This is a genomic window from Haladaptatus paucihalophilus DX253 (assembly GCF_000376445.1).
In the GTDB taxonomy this organism is placed as follows: domain Archaea; phylum Halobacteriota; class Halobacteria; order Halobacteriales; family Haladaptataceae; genus Haladaptatus; species Haladaptatus paucihalophilus.
Genome location: NZ_AQXI01000001.1, coordinates 2,125,291 through 2,142,989, shown reverse-complemented (window position 1 = coordinate 2,142,989; position 17,699 = coordinate 2,125,291). Strand labels below are relative to the sequence as shown.

Annotated in this window: 15 protein-coding genes, 3 tRNA genes and 3 rRNA genes; 8 read left to right on the top strand and 13 right to left on the bottom strand. The window is 59.4% G+C overall.

What is annotated here, in order from left to right; genetic code table 11:
- Positions 1–50: 50 nt before the first annotated feature.
- Positions 51–500, top strand: a complete 450-nt coding sequence (locus B208_RS0111975) for a MoaD/ThiS family protein (RefSeq protein WP_007980169.1) — start codon at positions 51–53, stop codon at positions 498–500.
- Positions 501–548: 48 nt separating this feature from the next.
- Here B208_RS0111975 and B208_RS0111970 read toward each other — a convergent pair whose 3' ends face one another.
- From B208_RS0111970 to B208_RS0111950, 5 genes are all read right to left on the bottom strand, one after another.
- Positions 549–1,178: a helix-turn-helix domain-containing protein gene (locus tag B208_RS0111970; protein ID WP_007980171.1), complete on the bottom strand. Its 630-nt coding sequence runs from the start codon at positions 1,176–1,178 to the stop codon at positions 549–551.
- Positions 1,179–1,238: 60 nt separating this feature from the next.
- Complete coding sequence (locus tag B208_RS0111965; RefSeq protein WP_007980173.1) at positions 1,239–1,667, bottom strand: Rieske (2Fe-2S) protein; 429 nt, start codon at positions 1,665–1,667, stop codon at positions 1,239–1,241.
- A gap of 54 nt (positions 1,668–1,721) precedes the next feature.
- The gene (locus B208_RS0111960) at positions 1,722–2,684 is read right to left on the bottom strand and encodes an oxidoreductase (protein WP_007980175.1); all 963 of its coding nucleotides are present in this window, start codon (positions 2,682–2,684) and stop codon (positions 1,722–1,724) included.
- 142 nt (positions 2,685–2,826) lie between these two features.
- Positions 2,827–3,459, bottom strand: coding sequence for a VOC family protein (locus B208_RS0111955; protein WP_007980177.1), 633 nt, complete (start codon positions 3,457–3,459; stop codon positions 2,827–2,829).
- 99 nt (positions 3,460–3,558) lie between these two features.
- Positions 3,559–4,011, bottom strand: a complete 453-nt coding sequence (locus B208_RS0111950) for a hypothetical protein (RefSeq protein ID WP_232423783.1) — start codon at positions 4,009–4,011, stop codon at positions 3,559–3,561.
- A gap of 110 nt (positions 4,012–4,121) precedes the next feature.
- On the opposite strand from B208_RS0111950, the gene B208_RS0111945 reads away from it, so the two are divergent.
- Positions 4,122–4,787: a DUF7119 family protein gene (locus B208_RS0111945; protein WP_007980181.1), complete on the top strand. Its 666-nt coding sequence runs from the start codon at positions 4,122–4,124 to the stop codon at positions 4,785–4,787.
- A 9-nt stretch (positions 4,788–4,796) separates the two neighbouring features.
- Here B208_RS0111945 and B208_RS0111940 read toward each other — a convergent pair whose 3' ends face one another.
- Positions 4,797–6,083 carry a M20/M25/M40 family metallo-hydrolase gene (locus B208_RS0111940; RefSeq protein WP_007980183.1) on the bottom strand — a complete coding sequence of 429 codons (1,287 nt, stop codon included), beginning with the start codon at positions 6,081–6,083 and terminating at the stop codon, positions 4,797–4,799.
- A gap of 109 nt (positions 6,084–6,192) precedes the next feature.
- Between B208_RS0111940 and B208_RS0111935 the strand changes: the two genes are divergently transcribed.
- Positions 6,193–6,266 (top strand) — tRNA-Lys (locus B208_RS0111935).
- A 487-nt stretch (positions 6,267–6,753) separates the two neighbouring features.
- A complete protein-coding gene (locus B208_RS0111930) occupies positions 6,754–6,954 on the top strand; it encodes a hypothetical protein (RefSeq protein WP_007980185.1) in 201 nt (66 codons plus the stop codon).
- 16 nt (positions 6,955–6,970) lie between these two features.
- Here B208_RS0111930 and B208_RS0111925 read toward each other — a convergent pair whose 3' ends face one another.
- Positions 6,971–7,783, bottom strand: a complete 813-nt coding sequence (locus B208_RS0111925) for a hypothetical protein (RefSeq protein ID WP_007980186.1) — start codon at positions 7,781–7,783, stop codon at positions 6,971–6,973.
- A 93-nt stretch (positions 7,784–7,876) separates the two neighbouring features.
- Here B208_RS0111925 and B208_RS0111920 point away from each other — a divergent pair, with 93 nt between their 5' ends.
- Positions 7,877–8,842: a Gfo/Idh/MocA family protein gene (locus B208_RS0111920; protein ID WP_007980188.1), complete on the top strand. Its 966-nt coding sequence runs from the start codon at positions 7,877–7,879 to the stop codon at positions 8,840–8,842.
- A gap of 160 nt (positions 8,843–9,002) precedes the next feature.
- Here the strand turns inward: B208_RS0111920 and B208_RS0111915 are convergent.
- The 6 genes from B208_RS0111915 to B208_RS0111890 all read right to left on the bottom strand — a co-directional run bounded on the left by B208_RS0111915 (position 9,003) and on the right by B208_RS0111890 (position 15,610).
- Positions 9,003–9,078 (bottom strand) — tRNA-Cys (locus B208_RS0111915).
- 117 nt (positions 9,079–9,195) lie between these two features.
- A 5S ribosomal RNA gene (rrf, locus tag B208_RS0111910) occupies positions 9,196–9,317 on the bottom strand.
- Between the two features lie 133 nt (positions 9,318–9,450).
- Positions 9,451–12,368 (bottom strand): 23S ribosomal RNA (locus B208_RS0111905).
- Between the two features lie 216 nt (positions 12,369–12,584).
- Positions 12,585–12,656, bottom strand: a tRNA-Ala gene (locus B208_RS0111900).
- 125 nt (positions 12,657–12,781) lie between these two features.
- Positions 12,782–14,253: ribosomal RNA gene (locus B208_RS0111895) — 16S ribosomal RNA — on the bottom strand.
- Together the 16S, 23S and 5S rRNA genes with 2 tRNA genes alongside form the textbook arrangement of a ribosomal RNA operon.
- A 1,048-nt stretch (positions 14,254–15,301) precedes the next feature.
- The gene (locus B208_RS0111890; protein ID WP_007982309.1) at positions 15,302–15,610 is read right to left on the bottom strand and encodes a non-histone chromosomal MC1 family protein; all 309 of its coding nucleotides are present in this window, start codon (positions 15,608–15,610) and stop codon (positions 15,302–15,304) included.
- Between the two features lie 242 nt (positions 15,611–15,852).
- Here B208_RS0111890 and B208_RS0111885 point away from each other — a divergent pair, with 242 nt between their 5' ends.
- The 3 genes from B208_RS0111885 (at position 15,853) to B208_RS0111875 (ending at position 17,586) form a co-directional block, all read left to right on the top strand.
- Entirely contained in the window at positions 15,853–16,050 is a 198-nt protein-coding gene (locus tag B208_RS0111885; protein ID WP_007982308.1) for a hypothetical protein, read from the top strand.
- 35 nt (positions 16,051–16,085) lie between these two features.
- Positions 16,086–17,144: a quinone-dependent dihydroorotate dehydrogenase gene (locus tag B208_RS0111880; protein ID WP_007982307.1), complete on the top strand. Its 1,059-nt coding sequence runs from the start codon at positions 16,086–16,088 to the stop codon at positions 17,142–17,144.
- 133 nt (positions 17,145–17,277) lie between these two features.
- A complete protein-coding gene (locus tag B208_RS0111875) occupies positions 17,278–17,586 on the top strand; it encodes a hypothetical protein (RefSeq protein ID WP_007982306.1) in 309 nt (102 codons plus the stop codon).
- Positions 17,587–17,699 lie beyond the last annotated feature (113 nt).

Below are 17,699 nucleotides of genomic sequence, written 5' to 3'. Positions count from 1 at the left end.
CGAACATGTTCGCACACGGCTTCTCGGTTCCGGGAGTCGTCTAGTGACGTATGAAGACCGAATCGAACGCAAGAGTGGAATCGGGTGAGAAAGTGGAATCGGATGGGAGAACAGAACCGAGTGAGGAACGACCGACGGCCGAAACTACGGTCGAGGTGCGCTGTACGGGCCACGTCCGGGACGCGGTAGGGTCGCCGGGGCTCACGTTCACCTTCGAGGGGACGACGCTCCGCGAATTCCTGACCGCGTTCTTCGCGGAGTACGACGTCGAAGACATGCTCATCGCCGAGACGGAGGCCGACGCGACGACGCGGGGATGGGCGACGGTCCCCGGGGAACTCCCCGGAACGTGGCGGAAGAACCCGGAGGGAGAGCAAACCCGCGCGTACGCACGAGTGGCCATCAACGGGACCTTCAACGAGCACATCGACGGGTTGAACACCCGATTGGAGGACGGGGACCGCGTAGCGCTGATGTATCCGTTTATCTACTGTTGCTGAGGCGAATCGGGATGGGTCGGGTCGGCGGAACGGCGACGGAATACGGGACTACTCGTCGGTACCGACGTACTGCTTGATGACCTTCCCTTCCGCTCGATGGAGCGTCTCGCTGGCCGTCGATTTGGCGATGTCGGCCATCGCCGCGAGGTCCGTGAGCGTGCAGGTTCGCGGCGAGTCGTAGTAGCCGCACTCGACTGCGGTCGTCAGGAGTTGTCGTTGGCGCTCGGTGAGCAACCGCTCGGAAGCCGTCATCTCGCGGACGAACTCCACGTCGAAAGCGATATCGAACAGTTCCAGTTGCGTCCCGAGCGTCGAGAGTCGGTCGTGCGAGGCGGTGATTTCGAGCGTGGCCTCCCCGTCGCGGAAGGTTATCGGCAGTTCGAGCGGAACCCCCGACTCCTGCATCGAGAGGAGGAGAATCGGGTCGGTCGTCTCGAACCGGACGAGCGCCGTCTCCTCGGACGCGCGGAGGGGTTCGACATCGAGAACGTCGTCGTACGCCGCCATCTCGCGGAGAATCGACGGGATGTCGGTCGAAGTCAGTTCGAGGAGTCCGACGCCGGTCTGCTCGGCCGGAAGCGCCGCCAACACCCGGAACTCCGCGGTCGGGTGATTCGTCGAAAGGTCACCGACCCAAACGTCCGTCGGAATCGTAATCGTGAGTTTCGCGGTCGCCATCGTCAGTTCACTCGCTCCGTACGTGGAAATCGATTTTTGAACGTGTCCGAAATCTGGAATTTAAAACGAGAGGTGCGACGACGAACTCGGCATATCGTCTTCGTCGTCCTCCTCGATACCGCCCTCGTGTGCAAACTCACACGTTCGGTCGGTCAAGTAGACGGCACCGTCGTCCACGGTGACATCGACCGAAACGAGGGTCGAACCGGCGGCCTTCCCGTTGTCACAGTGGCCGGAACAGCCGTCGAACATGGACCCGTGTTTCGGGCAGATGATGTCCCCGTCGCGCATCGCCGCGCCGAAACCGCGGTCGAGTCGCTGGTCGGTTTCGTGCTGGCAGAAGTTCTTCCACGCGGTAATGCAGTCGTCGCCGTGAACGAGAACGACCTCCTCTTCCGACCCGTCGCGTTCCCGAACCGTGAACAGAAACGAGTCGTTTTCGGGGAGGTTTTCGACCGTCGTCAGGCAGGGTGCGTCGTCCGTCTCCATACGCATCCCGTTCGCGCCTCGACAGTTAAAATAATCCCTCCGTCGGGGAGAACGTCAGTGGCTGACGGACTTCGACCGTCGGAAATCGTAGGTCACGCCGGTCAACTCCTCCGAGGAGTCCCACAGGCGTTCCGCCACCACCTCGTCGTAGGAGCGGTCGCTGGACGATTGGACCGAAGGCGGGCCGCGCATGTTCATCAACCCGTCGGGGCCGACGTACTCGCCGCCCGTGATGCCGCCAGCGGTTGCGGCGTAGAGCATCGGCAGGGCACCGCGTTCGGCGCTCTGGGCGAGGACCGCGTTCGCAATGCGCATCATCCACAGGCGAAGGATCGAACCCTCCTGCCTCGGGCCGCGACCCTGGAGGTTCGTACTCGCGTAGCCGGGGTGACAGGCGACGCTCGCCACGTCCTCGATACCGGCGTCGCCGAGTCGCCGGTCGAGTTCGTAGGCGAACAGCACGTTCGCCAGTTTGCTCTGGGCGTAAGCGTCCCACTTGTCGTACTCACGTTCGCCCTGCAAATCGTCGAAGTCCATCTCCCCGTTCTCGTGCAGGCCGCTACTCTGGGTGACGACGCGCGTCTTGCCGTCAGTTTCGAGCAGCGCATCGAGTAGGAGTCCGGTGAGCGCGAAATGTCCGAGGTGATTGACGCCGAACTGCAGTTCGAACCCGTCCGCCGTTTCGTCCCGCGGGACCGCCATCACGCCCGCGTTGTTACAGAGGACGCGCAGGTCGTCGTACTCGGACTCGAAGCCGTCCGCGAAAGCGCGAATCGACGACAGGTCCGCGAGGTCGAGTTCGCGCACGTCGAGCGTCGCATCGGGAGCCTCGGTGAGAATTTTCCCCTTCATCGTCTTCGCGTGATTCGTCCGTCGGCAGGCCATGACGACGGTCGCTCCCGTTCGGGCGAACGCGCGCGTCACCTCGTAGCCGAGGCCGCTGTTCGCGCCCGTGACGATTACCGTCTCGCCAGTCATGTCCGGCATTCTCTCTGCGGTCCACCCGGAATCGGTCATGGAACCGCCTACGGCCGCCCGGTACAGAAAGTCACCGCCCAACGAGGTGGGACTGGGACCTCCTATCCACTCACTATCTGCCTATCCGTCATCCGCCGCCTATCCGTCCACACTCCGCCTGCTGTCAATCCATCGTCCGACACTACAACCCGCCCGCGCCCGTCGGCGCGTCGGGAAGGTCCGCCGGTTCGACCGGGATGCCGAGTTCCTCCAGCGCGGCTTCGAGGTGTTCGCTCTTCGCGTACTCCGAGCCGTCCTCCTCTCGCTTTCGCTGGGCGACGGCGAGCACTTCCGCGCGCCTGTCGTCCGGGATGTCGAACTTGTCCGTCGTCAGTTCGATGGTCAGCCCGTTGTGGTCGGAGGTGTACAACGAGTAGAAGATACTCCGGTCGAACTCGTTGTATCGGCGACCGTGCGCTTCGAGACGCTCGCGCACCTCCTCGATTCGCTCCGGGTCGAACCGGAACGCGAGGTGGTGCACCGCGCCGATTCCCGTTCGCTGTGGCGCGGGATTCGACTGGCGGCCCTCCTCGACGAAGAACGTGATGATACGGCCGTCGCCGCTGTCGAAGAACAGGTGCGTGACGTTCGGCGCGTCGAGGTTCGGCTGGCGGAGGACGAGCGGCATCCCGAGGATGTCTCGGTAGAACTCGACCGTATCCTCTTCGTTGCTCCCGATGAGCGTAATGTGGTCGGTTCCGGTCAGCGGGACCGCACCGTCGGGGCGTTCGGCGGTAATCGGTGCCTCGCCGTCGGTGGAAGGTTCGTCGGACATGGCGTTCTCGTTTCCTCGTTGGTCCCGAACGACGATATACCCTCGCGGACGGGAGCGTCACCACCTGACATCGATGTCAGTGGGTAAATCGACGGCGGGCTACCGGTAGGCATCGACGGTCCACGCGAGGCGGGGAAACGCCAGCGCGCTTCCGACCGACAGGAGCACCGTGACCGTCGCGGTCGGAGCGGGCGAGTGAAACGCGAGGTCGATAGCCGTCCCGAGATAGGCCACGGCGGCGATGACGACGTTGTAGTACAGCAACCGGAGGAAGAAAAGCGCGGGCGTCACCGGCGGCCAGTCGATGTCGAGCCACGGGCCGCGGAACGTCCCGACGCAGAGGACGAGCGCCAGCCACGCGAACAACGCGGCGAACTTCAGCGGCGCGTTGGGTTCGGCGTCCATCAACCCGTAGAAGGCGGGCAAACCGAGGAAGGTCACCTCCCCAACAGCGAAGAAGACGCTTTCGACCCACTGCTCGACGCCCCTTTTCTCGTCGCGGGGGCGAAGTCGGCGCTCCTCCGTCGAGTAGTCGGTGCTGCGGCCAGTCACGCGGGAAAATTGCGCGGCTTCGTACATAAACGTGGGGTGCGAACGAAAGGTTCGCGTGACGGGTCCGTTCGGGCGGTTCCTTTTTACCCCGTCCGCCCAATCCACGAACGATGACTAACGGCCCGGGAGAGGAGCCACCGGCGGACCGCAAGTCGCCGGTCGGAAAGCCCGTCATCCGCGGGGACGCGGCGATTACCGGTTCGCACGCACGAGAAGCAAAGGCGTTCGACCCGGACGACCCGGAGAGCGTCGCCGAGGCGGCGCGAACCGTCCGCGCGTTTGCGGGTGGCAGTCCGGGAAGCGAGGACAACGTATACATGTTGCGCGGAGCGGCGGCCTGTGCAGCGCTCGTCCGTGGCGTCGGGTCCTACAAAGAGGCCGCGGAACGAGCGGGGGGCGAAACGACGGTCTCCTTCATCCGAAAGTGGGCGCGGGTGCACGACCTCCCGCGGTCCATTCGACGCCACGTCGCCGTCGGCCACATCGCTCCGACGGCCGCCAAACACATCGCTCGGGTGGACGGAGACGCGCGCTACCAACTGGCGTGGGCAGTCCTCGACAACTCGCTGACTGTGCGCGAGGTGCGTGCCATCGTCAGCGACATCAGCGACGGGGTACCCCCGGAGCGCGCGCTCCGAAACCACGGCGTCACGCTCGGCGAGGTGACGCTTTCACTCCCACCGAACCTGTACCGCGAACTCCGCCGGGAGGCCGCGCTCGCGGACGAAGAACCCGAACACGTGATCGCTCGGGCGCTCGAAAAGGAACTCGGCTAAAAGCTGAAGTTAATCGAGGAACGTTCGGGCCGTCTCGGTGAGGACCGTTCCTGCAGTCACGACGTCCGGCCAGTGAACGGTCTCGTTCGGGAAGTGCGCCTGTTCGATGGTCCCCGGTCCGAACAGGGCCGTGGGGATTCCCGCGGCGACGTAGTGACGCGAGTCCGCACCGTAGGTTTCGCCGCGGAGCGTCGTGTCGAGTCCCTCACCGTCCATCGCGGACTGGAGCGCGCCGACTATCGGTTCGTCCGGGTCCGTCTCCGCGGATTCAAACTGGATGGAAAACCGCTCGAACGTCGGTGGATGGTCACGAAGCCACTCGCTCTCCTCGACCACTTCGGCGAGCCGCTCTTCGTACATGGCCTCGACTTCATCGACCGTTTCGCCCGGCGCGACGCCGAGGCGCATCTCCGCGGTGAGCGTCGCGGGGACGGACGACGACCACGTTCCCGCCTCGACCGTCCCGACCACGATGGGCCACGGAATCGGAAACTCGTCGTACAGCGGATGCGTAACGGACTCGCTCCGCTCGGCTTCGAGTTCGAAGAACGCCCGTCGGATGGCCTCGAAGTGGGGGTGGACGCTCTCCCCGCGCCATCGCGTGGCCGCGTGCGCGGAGCGACCAGTAATGCGTAGCCGTTTCATGACCGTTCCCTCGACCGCAACGACCGGCGTGAGGTCGGTCGGTTCGGCGACGATGGCCGCGTCGCGCTCGAACGGATAGGGATTCGAGAGGGCTGCCGCCGCCGCACCCAGTCCGCCCTCCTCCTCGCCGACGACGCTTTCCACGACGAGTCGGCCGTCCAGATTCCGACCCTCGGCGTTCTCGTGGAGGTGTTTCGCCGCGAAGACACAGGACGCGAGTCCGGATTTCATATCGACCGCGCCGCGAGCGGTGAGGTCGTCACCCTCCCACGTCGGTTCGAAAGGGTCCGTGTCCCACGATTCGCGGGCCACGGGAACCACGTCCATGTGCCCGTTCAGGACGAGCGTCTGGCCGTCGTCCGGGTCGCCGAACTCCAGGACACCCGCGACGCTCGGACGCTCGACGAGGGTCGGCCCGTCGGCGCTCGCCTCGGTGTGTTCGATGGCGACAGGGTCGTCCGGGAAGGACGGATGTTCCGCCAACCGCTCGGCGTCGGCCGTCCACTCGTACGTCTCGAAGCCCATCTCGGAGAGCCGATCTGCGAGCCACTCCTGTGCGGGGCCTTCGTTGCCGCCCGTCGTGTCGAACGAACAGAGTCGTTCGGTGAACGCGCGCAACTCGTCACCCTGTTCGGTTTCGAAGTCGGTCATGGTTAAACAGTCGTGACCGGGGGAGAAAACGATGTTCACCCCGGAAATACGGACGGCTGCCGAGCGGAATGGCAAACGTTTAAACGTCGCAACTCGCAAGAAGAGATGAGGGCTGGTAGCTCAGTTAGGCAGAGCGTCTGGCTTTTAACCAGACGGCCAGGGGTTCAAATCCCTTCCAGCCCGCTTCTGTGAGGAACGAAGGTGACGAGCGAAGCGGTTCGAAGGGTTTGAGTTATGGAAGAGGCAGTCTCACGAGCATCGCGAGTGAGGAAGCGTCTTCAGGTGGTTCAAATCCCTTCCAGCCCGTACTTCTCGCGGCGAACAATTCGTGAGCTGCGGGAATACTCCTGAAGGGGTTTGAATTAGACCGAGGTTTTGCACGGAGCGCAGGTTCTCGGACGTCGTTCAAATCCCTTCCAGCCCGTACTTCTCGCGGCGAACGTAGATGAGGAGTGAAACGACTCGAAGGATTTGAAGGAGCCCAAACGCATGCCCGGGAAGCGAACGAACGTGAGCGACCCGGAACGTTTGGGCGTAATTCAAATCCCCACCCCGTACTTCTCGCGGACCGCGACATCGAGAGCGTCGCAAGAAGACGGGTATCGTAGAAACGAACGCTCGCCGAAGTCGTTCAGTAGATATTATAAGTCATCCGAACACAGGACCGGGTATGAACCGGTACATATCGGACCCACTCGAACCGCTCGGAACCGCGTTCGGGGTCCTGCTCGTTCTCATCGGAATCGGAACGCTCGTCGGTATGCCGTGGGCGCACAAATCCGGAAGCGTCCTGCTCATGCTGGGCCAAATACTCGGTGCGGTCGCCGCTATCGGTATCGGCGCGGCTCTCGCGTGGATCGCTCGGACGTAAAAAGCGGTTGTAGCTGTTATCCCTTGAACGGGAGGTAGGCGAGCATTCCGATGAGCGCCGCCGCGATGAAGCTGAGGATGGACACACCCCACAGTCCCGCGATGCGCTCGTGGAAGTGCGACACCGCTTCCTCCTGTTCGTTGTAGGCCTTCACGTCCGACGACAGCAGGACCTTATTGCCTTGGCCGTGTGCGACGAACGTCTTGTTGTTCGGTCCGAGTTCGACCGTCGAACCACTCTCGACCGAGGAAACGGTCGTTTTCGGTGCTTTCCACTGCAGCATCACTGCCTCGGCCGTGATGTTGTCGACCGTGGTGGAGTTGTTCGAGTACTGGAACGAGTCGCCCGTACGCAGCGTCTTGGTCGTCGGTTCGCCGAACTGCTGGCGCTTGTACTCGTCGACCGGAACGAGCGACTTGTTACCGCTGCTGCCGTTGACGACGACGTAGGTTTCGTTCCCTTGTTTGACCGTCTGCGTACCTTCCGAGAGGTTCTGGACCTCCCGAAGCGTCGCTTTCTTCGGCTCCGATTTGTTCGGGATGAGGACCTGGAACGTGGTGTTGTCCTGTTCGACTGTCGAGTTGTTCGCTAGTTCAGCCGAATACGTGGCGGCTTGCTGGGTCCACGCGACCTCCGCGGAGCCCCCACTCAACGAGGAGACATTGTACTGTCGCCCGTCGACAGTGAACTTCTGTCCCTGCTGTGAGAGCGTCTGATCCGGGTTATTCACCGAAACCGTCGGCTCCTTGGCCATGCCGACCAGTGAGTATGCCCCGGCAGAAATGACGAGGAAGATCGCAATGTATACGCCCGCTGCTCGTCGTTGCATACTCTAGCCCCTGTCCGCGTTCGGTATAATGGTTACTTTTTGGTTACACGGTTCACCCCTTCTTTTCATTAGCGTCGAAAACGAATGTGAGGCATGAAATTCGGTGTCATCAGCACGGCAAAAATCGGCGTGAATGCCGTGATACCGGCCATCAAAGAGGCAGGACACGAAGTCACTGCGCTCGCGTCGCGGAGCGAATCTCGTGCTGCGACCGTCGCAGAGCAACTCGACATACCACACACCTACGGAACGTACGAGGGGTTACTCGAAGACGACGAGATAGAAGCCGTGTACAACCCCCTCCCGAACGCACTCCACGCCGAATGGACGAAGCGGGCCGCAGACCACGGGCACCACATTCTCTGTGAGAAACCCTTGGCAGTGAACGCCGCCGAAGCGCGCGAGACGAGTACGTACTGTGACGAGCGTGGCGTCACGCTAATGGAAGCGTTCATGTATCGCTACCATCCCCGAACCCAACGCGCGGTCGAAATCGCACGGAAATTGGATATCCGCTCGCTCAAAGCCAGCCTTCGATTTTCACTGGACGACCCGGAAGACGTTCGACTCGACCCGAACCTCGCGGGCGGGAGCCTGATGGACGTCGGTTGTTACACGGTCAACGCCGCACGACTGTTCCTCGGAGAACCCCGGCGCGTGTACGCGACAGCGACCGACACCATGGACTGCGGCGTCGAAACCGAACTGACAGCCATCCTCGAATACGAAGACGGTGTAACGGCGGTGATTTCCTCGGGGTTCACGACTGTCGGTACGGAACGATATCGCATCGAAGCCACCAACGGATGGATCGAAGCGCCGGACGCGTTCGTTCCATCGAAAGACGACGAAACCGAACTGACGTACCGAATCGACGACCGACACGTCGTCGAGGAGTTCGACCCGACGAATCAGTACGCCCGCGAGGTCGATCACTTCGTCGAGTCCATCCAGAACGGACGACCACCGGTAACGGACGCGACGGATGCGACGCGGACCCTCCAACTCATCGATGCCATCCGCGAAAGTGCCCACGAACGAGAACCGATATCACTATAAATGAATCTCAGGAGACAGGATACCAGTCAAAAAATTTTCGAGCGTAAAACAGACCGAAGCGTGACAAGAGAGTACAGAATGCGTATTACTGGGAGTAGTATCCAAGAAGAAATCCCGGTTGCAGTCACATAGCGGTCGCTACGGGAACGGATTCACGAAAAGCCAAGGGCCGGATTTGAACCGGCGATGGGCGGCTCTGCAGGCCGCTGCGTTCGGCCGGACTCTGCCACCTTGGCGCAGTCTCTCCTTTGAAGTCGGTCACTTTAAACGTAGCGGTCTCAAGCGACTGTATAGAAATAGAAAAACCCGCACAGAGCGGTAGCTCCGTGCGGGTAATGAATGCGAGTATGAATGGGAGGCGGCGAATCGGATTTCCCAGAGGCTCGCGCACTCCAGTACTGACCGAAACGCAGANAGGCTTAACTTCCGTGTTCGGGATGGGTACGGGTGTCGCCCTNTCGCTCTGGCCGCCTTAACGTCAACTCACGGAATCGAACCGTGACGTGGATACCAATCGTTGATGGTTCGAACGAACCGTAGTGTACGTGCAATCCAGTATACGCCTGGACTCACACACGAGAGTGCGTGTGAAACCAGTATGCGGTATGATTGTGTGGCGTCGATCTGTTAGTACTCGCGGACTGAACGCCTCGTTGCCTCGGCGCGTACATCCCGAGCCTATCGAACTCGTCTTCTACGAGTGATCTCGGTGATACTTCTTTTCCAAGTGGGTTTCGAGCTTAGATGCGTTCAGCTCTTACCCCGTGGTGCGTAGCTGCCCGGCACGCGCCCTCTCGGACGACCGGTACACCAGTGGCACCCATTCGTAGTTCCTCTCGTACTATACGAACGTTCTCGTCAAGTATCGTAACACCCCCAATAGATAGCAGCCGACCTGTCTCACGACGGTCTAAACCCAGCTCACGACCTCCTTTAATAGGCGAACAACCTCACCCTTGCCCGCTTCTGCACGGGCAGGATGGAGGGAACCGACATCGAGGTAGCAAGCCACCGGGTCGATATGTGCTCTTGCCGGTGACGACTCTGTTATCCCTAAGGTAGCTTTTCTGTCATCAATGGGCCGCAACAAGCAGCCTCATTGGTTCGCTAGACCACGCTTTCGCGTCAGCGTCCCTCGTTGTGTAGGACACTGTCAGACTTCCTTTTGCTCTTGCGCTCTTCCTCGAGTCTCCGACTCGAGTGAGGAAATCTTGGGGCGCGCTCGATATCTTTTCGAGCGCGTACCGCCCCAGTCAAACTGCCTGGCTACCGGTGTCCTCCGCCAGGAGTGAGGGTCGCAGTCACTACCGGGTAGTATTTCACTGATGCCTCGGTGATCCGCTAGCGCGGATACCTGTGTAGCGGCTCCTACCTATTCTGCACAGTAGCGACCACGTCCCAGCGACAGCCTGCAGTAAAGCTCTATAGGGTCTTCGCTTCCCCTTGGGGGTCTCCAGACTCCGCACTGGAATGTACAGTTCACCGGGCCCAACGTTGGGACAGTGACGCTCTCATTGATCCATTCATGCAAGCCGCTACTGAAGCGGCAAGGTACTACGCTACCTTAAGAGGGTCATAGTTCCCCCCGCCGTTAACGGGTCCTTCGTCCTATTGTACTAGGTGTTCAGATACCCGCACTGGGCAGGATTCAGTGACCGTACGAGTCCTTGCGGATTTGCGGTCACCTATGTTGTTACTAGACAGTTGGAGCGTCCGAGTCACTGCGGCCTGCTCTTATACAGAGCAGGCATCCCTTATCGCGAACTTACGGGACTAACTTGCCGAATTCCCTAACGTCGGTTGCTCCCGACAGACCTTGGCTTTCGCCGCCAGAGTACCTGTGTCGGATCTCGGTACGATTAACACACTCGTCTTTTCACGGGCTCCGGGTACCACCAACTTTCGCTATCCCGCCGTTCATCCGCTTCCTGCCATTACGGCCTCCACGGATTTTGACGGTTCGACCGGGCGAAGGCCCGGCTTGATGTTTCCTGAAGCGTCGACTTTGAATGGTGTTAGCACTGGAATATTAACCAGTTTCCCTATTGTCTCATTCGAATTACGGTGAGACTTAGGATCGGCTAACCCTCAGCTGATCAGCATTGCTGAGGAACCCTTACTCATAAGGTCGTCGGGGGTCTAACCCGACTAACGCTGCTACTATGGCCAGGATTTTCGATACTGAACGGTCCACACGAACTCTCGCCCGTGCTTCCACCCATTCAGAATGCCAACCTACTAGATCGCTCGGTCAAGAGCGCTGCCAGGTCTCGGTGATGAACTTGAGCCCCGATCATTTTCGGCGCCGCAAACCTCGGCCGGTAAGCTGTTACGCTGTTCTTAGAGGGTAGCTGCTTCTAAGCTCACCTCCCGGCTGTTTAGGGCTTGCGACCACCTTCAATCGCACTTAGCTCATACTTTGGGACCTTAACCCGGCTCTGGGTTGTCTCCCTCACGGTACACAGGCTTACCCCGCGCACCGGATTCCTCGCGTCAACGGCGTCCGTAGGTTTGGAGTTTGACAGGGAGGCCGACTCCTCTCGGAGGCGGTTCTCCCAATCGGTCGCTCTACCCCACGAACTACCTTAGCGAAGGTCATGCTTCGACATGTTTCGGTTGGAACCAGCTGTTGCCGGATTCGATGGGCCTTTCACCCCTACACATAAGTCACGAGAGGGTATTGTAGGACACCAACTCTAACAGACCTCCACGTGGCTTTCGCCACGCTTCGTCTTGCTCATGCGTAGATCATCCGGTTTCGGGTCGTATCCAATTGACTCCCCGCCCTTGAAGACGGTGGCCCTCACGCAAAGCGCTGCGGCCGTATTGGTTTCCCTGTGCCTGCCTCGATACTCGAGTTAGGCTCGCCAATTAGATACACTCCCTGGCTCGTTTTTCAAAACGTACGACAGAACACCGGCTCCCACCGATTCCTACTGCGGGCTTGCGCCCGGGTCGTTTTTCGGTGGGCCTTTTGTGCCCTGTCGCTCCATCGCCACCTGAGTTCAGGCCCTATTGCACCTCCCTTTTCGGGGTGCTTTTCAGCGTTCGTTCACACTACTTGTTCGCTATCGGTCTCGAGTCGTATTGAGTCTTCGCGGTCGTTGCCCGCGACATTCACAAGGGATTTCCGACCCCTGCTACTCGGGAGCTGACGCACGTCGTACTGATTCTCATTACGGGATTGTCACCCTGTTTCATGCTCCGTTCCAGGAGACTTCATGAGACGGTTCGGACGATGAGTGTCAGTCCATACACCACATTGCCCGTGAGGGCTTCGGTTTGGACTTTGTCGTGTTCACTCGCCGTTACTAGCGACATCGCGTTTGCTTTTTGTTCCTGCCGATACTGAGATGTTTCAGTTCTCGGCGTTCCCCATTGCGCGAGGCAATTGCGGGGGGATTCCCATTCGGAGATCTGTAGTTCTTAGCCTCCGTGCGGCTTCCTACAGCTTTTCGCAGCTTGGCACGTCCGTCGTCGGCGCTCGAGCCGAGCCATTCACCAGGTGGCACAGTAGCCACGTTGGAATAACTTGGTTTCACTGTTAACTCACGATGTGTGAGTCCAGTGGACGTCTGGATTGCACGTACATACGGTTGTCATTACACGACACGGTGGTCGCCGAGTGCGTGTATCGAACCCTTCCCAACCGCGTTTTCACGGGTTGGTGCATCGGTTTGTTGGGAGTAGTTCGTTTCGTCGCCCACTACTTAAGGGGCACGATTTGAACCGTCCCAAGCCATGGACCCACAGGGATTCGAACCCTGGGCATCCTCCTTGCAAAGGAGGCACTCTACCACTGAGCTATGGGCCCGCCTCGCCACGAGGCGAGGGCTGTGTTAACCCTGGCAGTTCAAAGGTGCCCGACCAGTTGCGTGGTCGAGGTCGTCGAGGATAATCCCAAAGTGAGTCAGGCACGTCGGCCTGATCTCGTTCGTTAGGAGGTGATCCAGCCGCAGATTCCCCTACGGCTACCTTGTTACGACTTAAGCCCCCTTGCGAAGCCCAGATTCGACCATCGCCTGATGGCCTCATCCGGACCTCACTCGGGTGCTTTGACGGGCGGTGTGTGCAAGGAGCAGGGACGTATTCACCGCGCTCTGCTGAAGCGCGATTACTACCGAATCCAGCTTCATGAGGACGAGTTTCAGTCCTCAATCCGAACTACGATCGAGTTTCGGAGATTAGCGCCCCCTTTCGGGGTTGCAACCCATTGTCTCGACCATTGTAGCCCGCGTGTAGCCCAGCACATTCGGGGCATGCTGACCTACCGTTGCCCGTTCCTTCCTCCGCTTTGGCAGCGGCAGTCCTCCTAATGTACCCAGCCACCACAAGGGTGCTGCTGGCAATTAGGAGTGCGGGTCTCGCTCGTTGCCTGACTTAACAGGACGCCTCACGGTACGAGCTGACGGCGGCCATGCACCTCCTCTCAAAAGCTCTAGTAAGCTCATCACACTGACTGTCACAGCTATTGTCGATGCTGGTGAGATGTCCGGCGTTGAGTCCAATTAAACCGCAGGCTCCTCCGGTTGTAGTGCTCCCCCGCCAATTCCTTTAAGTTTCATCCTTGCGGACGTACTTCCCAGGCGGCTCGCTTCTCGGCTTCCCTACGGCACAGCACAGGCTCGTAGCCTGTGCCACACCTAGCGAGCATCGTTTACAGCTAGGACTACCCGGGTATCTAATCCGGTTCGTGACCCTAGCTTTCGTCCCTCACCGTCGGATCCATCCTCTCGAGGTGCTTTCGCCATCGGCGGTCCGTCTAGGATTACAGGATTTCACTCCTACCCCAGACGTACCCCTCGAGTCTTCTGGTCCCAAGCCAGCGGGTTTCCGTCGGACGCCTGCTCGTTGAGCGAGCAGATTTCCCGACGGACCTGTCTGGCCGGCTACGGACGCTTTAGGCCCAATAAAATTGGCCATCACTCGGGCTGCCGGTATTACCGCGGCGGCTGGCACCGGTCTTGCCCAGCCCTTATTCGTGTACCACCTTACGATACACAAAAGCGAGGACGTTATGCCCTCGCACTTGGAGTTCCCTTATCGCACTGTCGTGCAGTGTAAAGTTTTCGCGCCTGCTGCGCCCCGTAGGGCCTGGATTCTTGTCTCAGAATCCATCTCCGGGCTCTTGCTCTCACAACCCGTACCGATTATCGGCACGGTGGGCCGTTACCCCACCGTCTACCTAATCGGCCGCAGTCACATCCTATGGCACCGGAGCGTTTCCGGCTCCACGCATTCCAGCGATGGAGCCTTATTCCGAATTAGCCTCAGTTTCCCGAGGTTATTCGAATCCATAGGGTAGTTTGATCACGTGTTACTGAGCTTTCCGCCACGAGTCTAAACTCGTGCAACTAGCATGGCTAAATCGAACTCCAATAGCAATGACCTCTGGCAGGATCAACCAGAATGTCGCTGAACACAAGGTTCAGCGTATAGGCGGAGACACTCTCAAAGAGAGTGTATCACATATCACACGTTCGGGACACCACATCGAATAACCGACAAGGTGTCACCGAACTACCAAGGCTAACATCAGATTCCATCGTATACGGCTGACCGCAGGGGTGGAATCCTCATTTCCTTCGGACTTGAGTAGAGGCGAGGAAGAGTATTAAACCCTTCGAACCTCGTTTGTCCGAGATTGTGAGACGAGTTGAACGCCTCACAGATCGCGTCTGTGTCTTTCTTCGCGTTTGTATCCTGACGACCCTATCATATAAGGGCGTCGGACTTCGCCCGCCCCCGGCCGGTTGTGGGCCGGAGGCGCTTCGTATTCAATCCGAGTGTCCTGTAGTACTTAAGGGCACCGGATTAGGTGTGTTCCGTTCGTCCCAAACCGCGGGACGTCGTGTACATCACATCCGAGTGCCCCCATACACTTAAGGGCATTGGATTGGGTTTTCGTTCGTCCGAACCCGGCAATCGCATAGTTAAATGCGCCGGATTCGGGCGGCCACCTCGCGGGGCAAACCACGAGGCGTCGTTCGCATTCACACAAAATCGGGAGATACACTTAAGGCCGTCGAATGAAAGGCTCATCGGCATATATTGACTAGCATTACTAGAGAGTCGGGAGGACAAAACGGGGAAAGCACACGAGGGGATTCCTCGTGAAACTCGTGCCACTGGGAGCAAACGAATCGGACGTGTTTGAGAACAGTAGACAGCGGTCGCCGAGAATCCACGAGTCCGCATGAATATCGACTAACTCACGGGGGACGTCCCTCACAGCGGTAGCTCACGAACAGGTCGGTGTTGTCGACAGTGAGTAAATCTATTGCGCGAGCGGAGGCCAAACCGTCATCCCACGCGTCGTGCGTGTAGTCCGGTCGGATGTGCCTCGCGCACCTTGCTGTTTCGCCGAGACACGCAAAAACCTTTCTGCAGTACGCGCATGCGAAGTACAATATATTACGTACGAATCGGATAAAACGCTCGTTGTAGAATACGTACGACTCACTCGTCCAGGTGCTCGATGCCCTGTTTGGAGACGTTTGCCTCAGTTATTTCGTTGGGCATCCAGTCGGGTTTGTCGTCGGGGGCCTCCTCGTGCCACGCCCAACCCTCGTAGATGTGTACCTTGTCGGTACCCTTTTCCCGAAGTCGAAGTTCGATTCTGTCCGCAGCATCTTCGGAACTACCCGGGTCGAGTCGACGCGCCGCTTTGAGCGCGGCCTGTCGTGGGGTGTTGCCCGAAAAGACACTCGATTCATCTCCGTCCGATTGGCGCAGTGCAAAGTTTCGCTTACCATCGTCTCGTACCATGGTTTTCTCCTCCATGCCAACCCAGCACAGGGGCCATTATAAATATATCGCCGATATGAGCGGTTTTCGCCGATAGACATAAATACGAGAGTTACGCCGTGTCGTGGTTTTGCCGTCGAAAACAGGCCGAGCAAGGTAAGTGGTCTCGGATCATAGGGCATTTCTAAGGAAAGCGGAGCGGAACAGTACGGTAGAAAACACTTAAGTACATCCTACGGTGAAGGACTGCATAAGATACCGCGATGGTACGGAAAAAGAAGCTCAGCCCGAGTGGCGCGAAAGACGAAGACGGGGAGTACCACAACGTCCACGTCAACCTACACGAAGACGAACTCGCCGTCGCCGGCATGGAAATCGGTGACGAAGTCTTCGTACGAGTTCGGGAAGACAAAATTATCATCCAGAAGGCGGACAAAGACGAGGTCGAGCACGAATTTTAGTCGCTGCGGCCAAACCGCAGACGATTCTCAGAACGATGAAGGGATACGACGTCGTTAGACCGCTTTTATTTCAATTGCCGACGGAACGTGCCCACGGGACGGGACACACGCTGTTGAAAACGGTACAGGGAACGCCTGTCGAGCGATTGCTGGAACTGTATTATCGGGTCGATGACCCGCGACTGACGGTCGAAGCGTTCGGCCAATCGTTCCCGAATCCGGTCGGCGTCGCCGCTGGGTTCGATAAGAACGCAGAGATACCACACGTACTGGCGAGCCTCGGCTTCGGGCACGTCGAGATCGGGGGCGTAACTGCCGAAGCACAACCGGGGAACCCCAAACCAAGGATGTTTCGCCTTCGTGAGGACGAAGGAATCATCAACCGGATGGGATTCAACAACCACGGGGCGGACAGAATCGGGGCACGCATGGCAACGCAGTCGCTCCCCGACGTCCCCGTCGGCGCGAACATCGGAAAGTCGAAATCGACACCGTTGGAGACGGCGGAGGAAGACTACTTGTACAGTTACGAGCGCGTCTCGTCGCACGCGGACTATTTCGTCGTAAACGTCTCCAGTCCGAACACGCCGGGACTCCGCGAACTCCAAAACCGCGAGAACCTCGAACGGATTTTGACGACGTTGCAGGACGCGGGTGCGAGTCCGCTGCTCGTGAAACTCTCGCCGGACCTGCCAGAACCGGCGGTCACGGACGCACTGGACCTCGTGATCGAACTCGGATTGGACGGCGTCATCGCCACGAACACGTCCACCGAGCGTCCGGACTCGCTTCGAAGCGAGAACCGTCGCGAGGAGGGCGGTCTGTCGGGGATACCCATCCAAGGGCGCGCGACCGAGATGATCCGCTTCGCCGCCGAACGGGTGGACGTACCGATAGTCGGTGTCGGGGGAATCTTCACCGCCGAAGACGCCTACCGAAAGATTCGCGCGGGAGCGCACGTCGTCCAGTTGTACACCGGGTTTATCTACCGTGGGCCGTCTATCGCCCGCGACATCAACGAAGGACTCCTCGAACTCCTCGACCGGGACGGCTACGACAGTATCGAGGAAGCCATCGGGGCGGACCTCCAGTAGCCATCGAACCGGAGGAGTAAGCGTTCGTTTGAAAGTCGAAAGGGGAACGGCGGAATCGACGTTCGAAAACAACGTCCGGCTTCCGGGATGGAACGGAACACGTACTGAAGGGACGTCCCGTTGTTGTCGGGCTATGACTTCGGTTCCCAGTACGTGGTTTTCGACGTGGGCAGAGATTCATTCGTTCGAGCTCGGACTGCTGTTGAGCACGTTGGTCGTCCTCCTTCGGCGGGAGTACCGACCCGTATCACACGCCCTGCTCTGTGTCACGCTCGCAATTTGGGTCGTACCGCCGAGCCACGCGCTCCGTACGACCGTCGCACGGAAGCCGTGGTACTACCTCTTGGCGGTCACTATGACGGAGACGATGGCGCACAGCCGATACGTTCGGTCTCCATCGACGAGCGACGAGCAATCGGGATACGCACACGACGCGGACTGAGGCTGAACTGCGACGGACGGCGGGTCGTACCGCCACGAGACGATAGCGTCCACGTCGTCAGCGGAAATGGGGGAGAATTCATACATCATATAAAAACGGTCGAAGAGAACGAA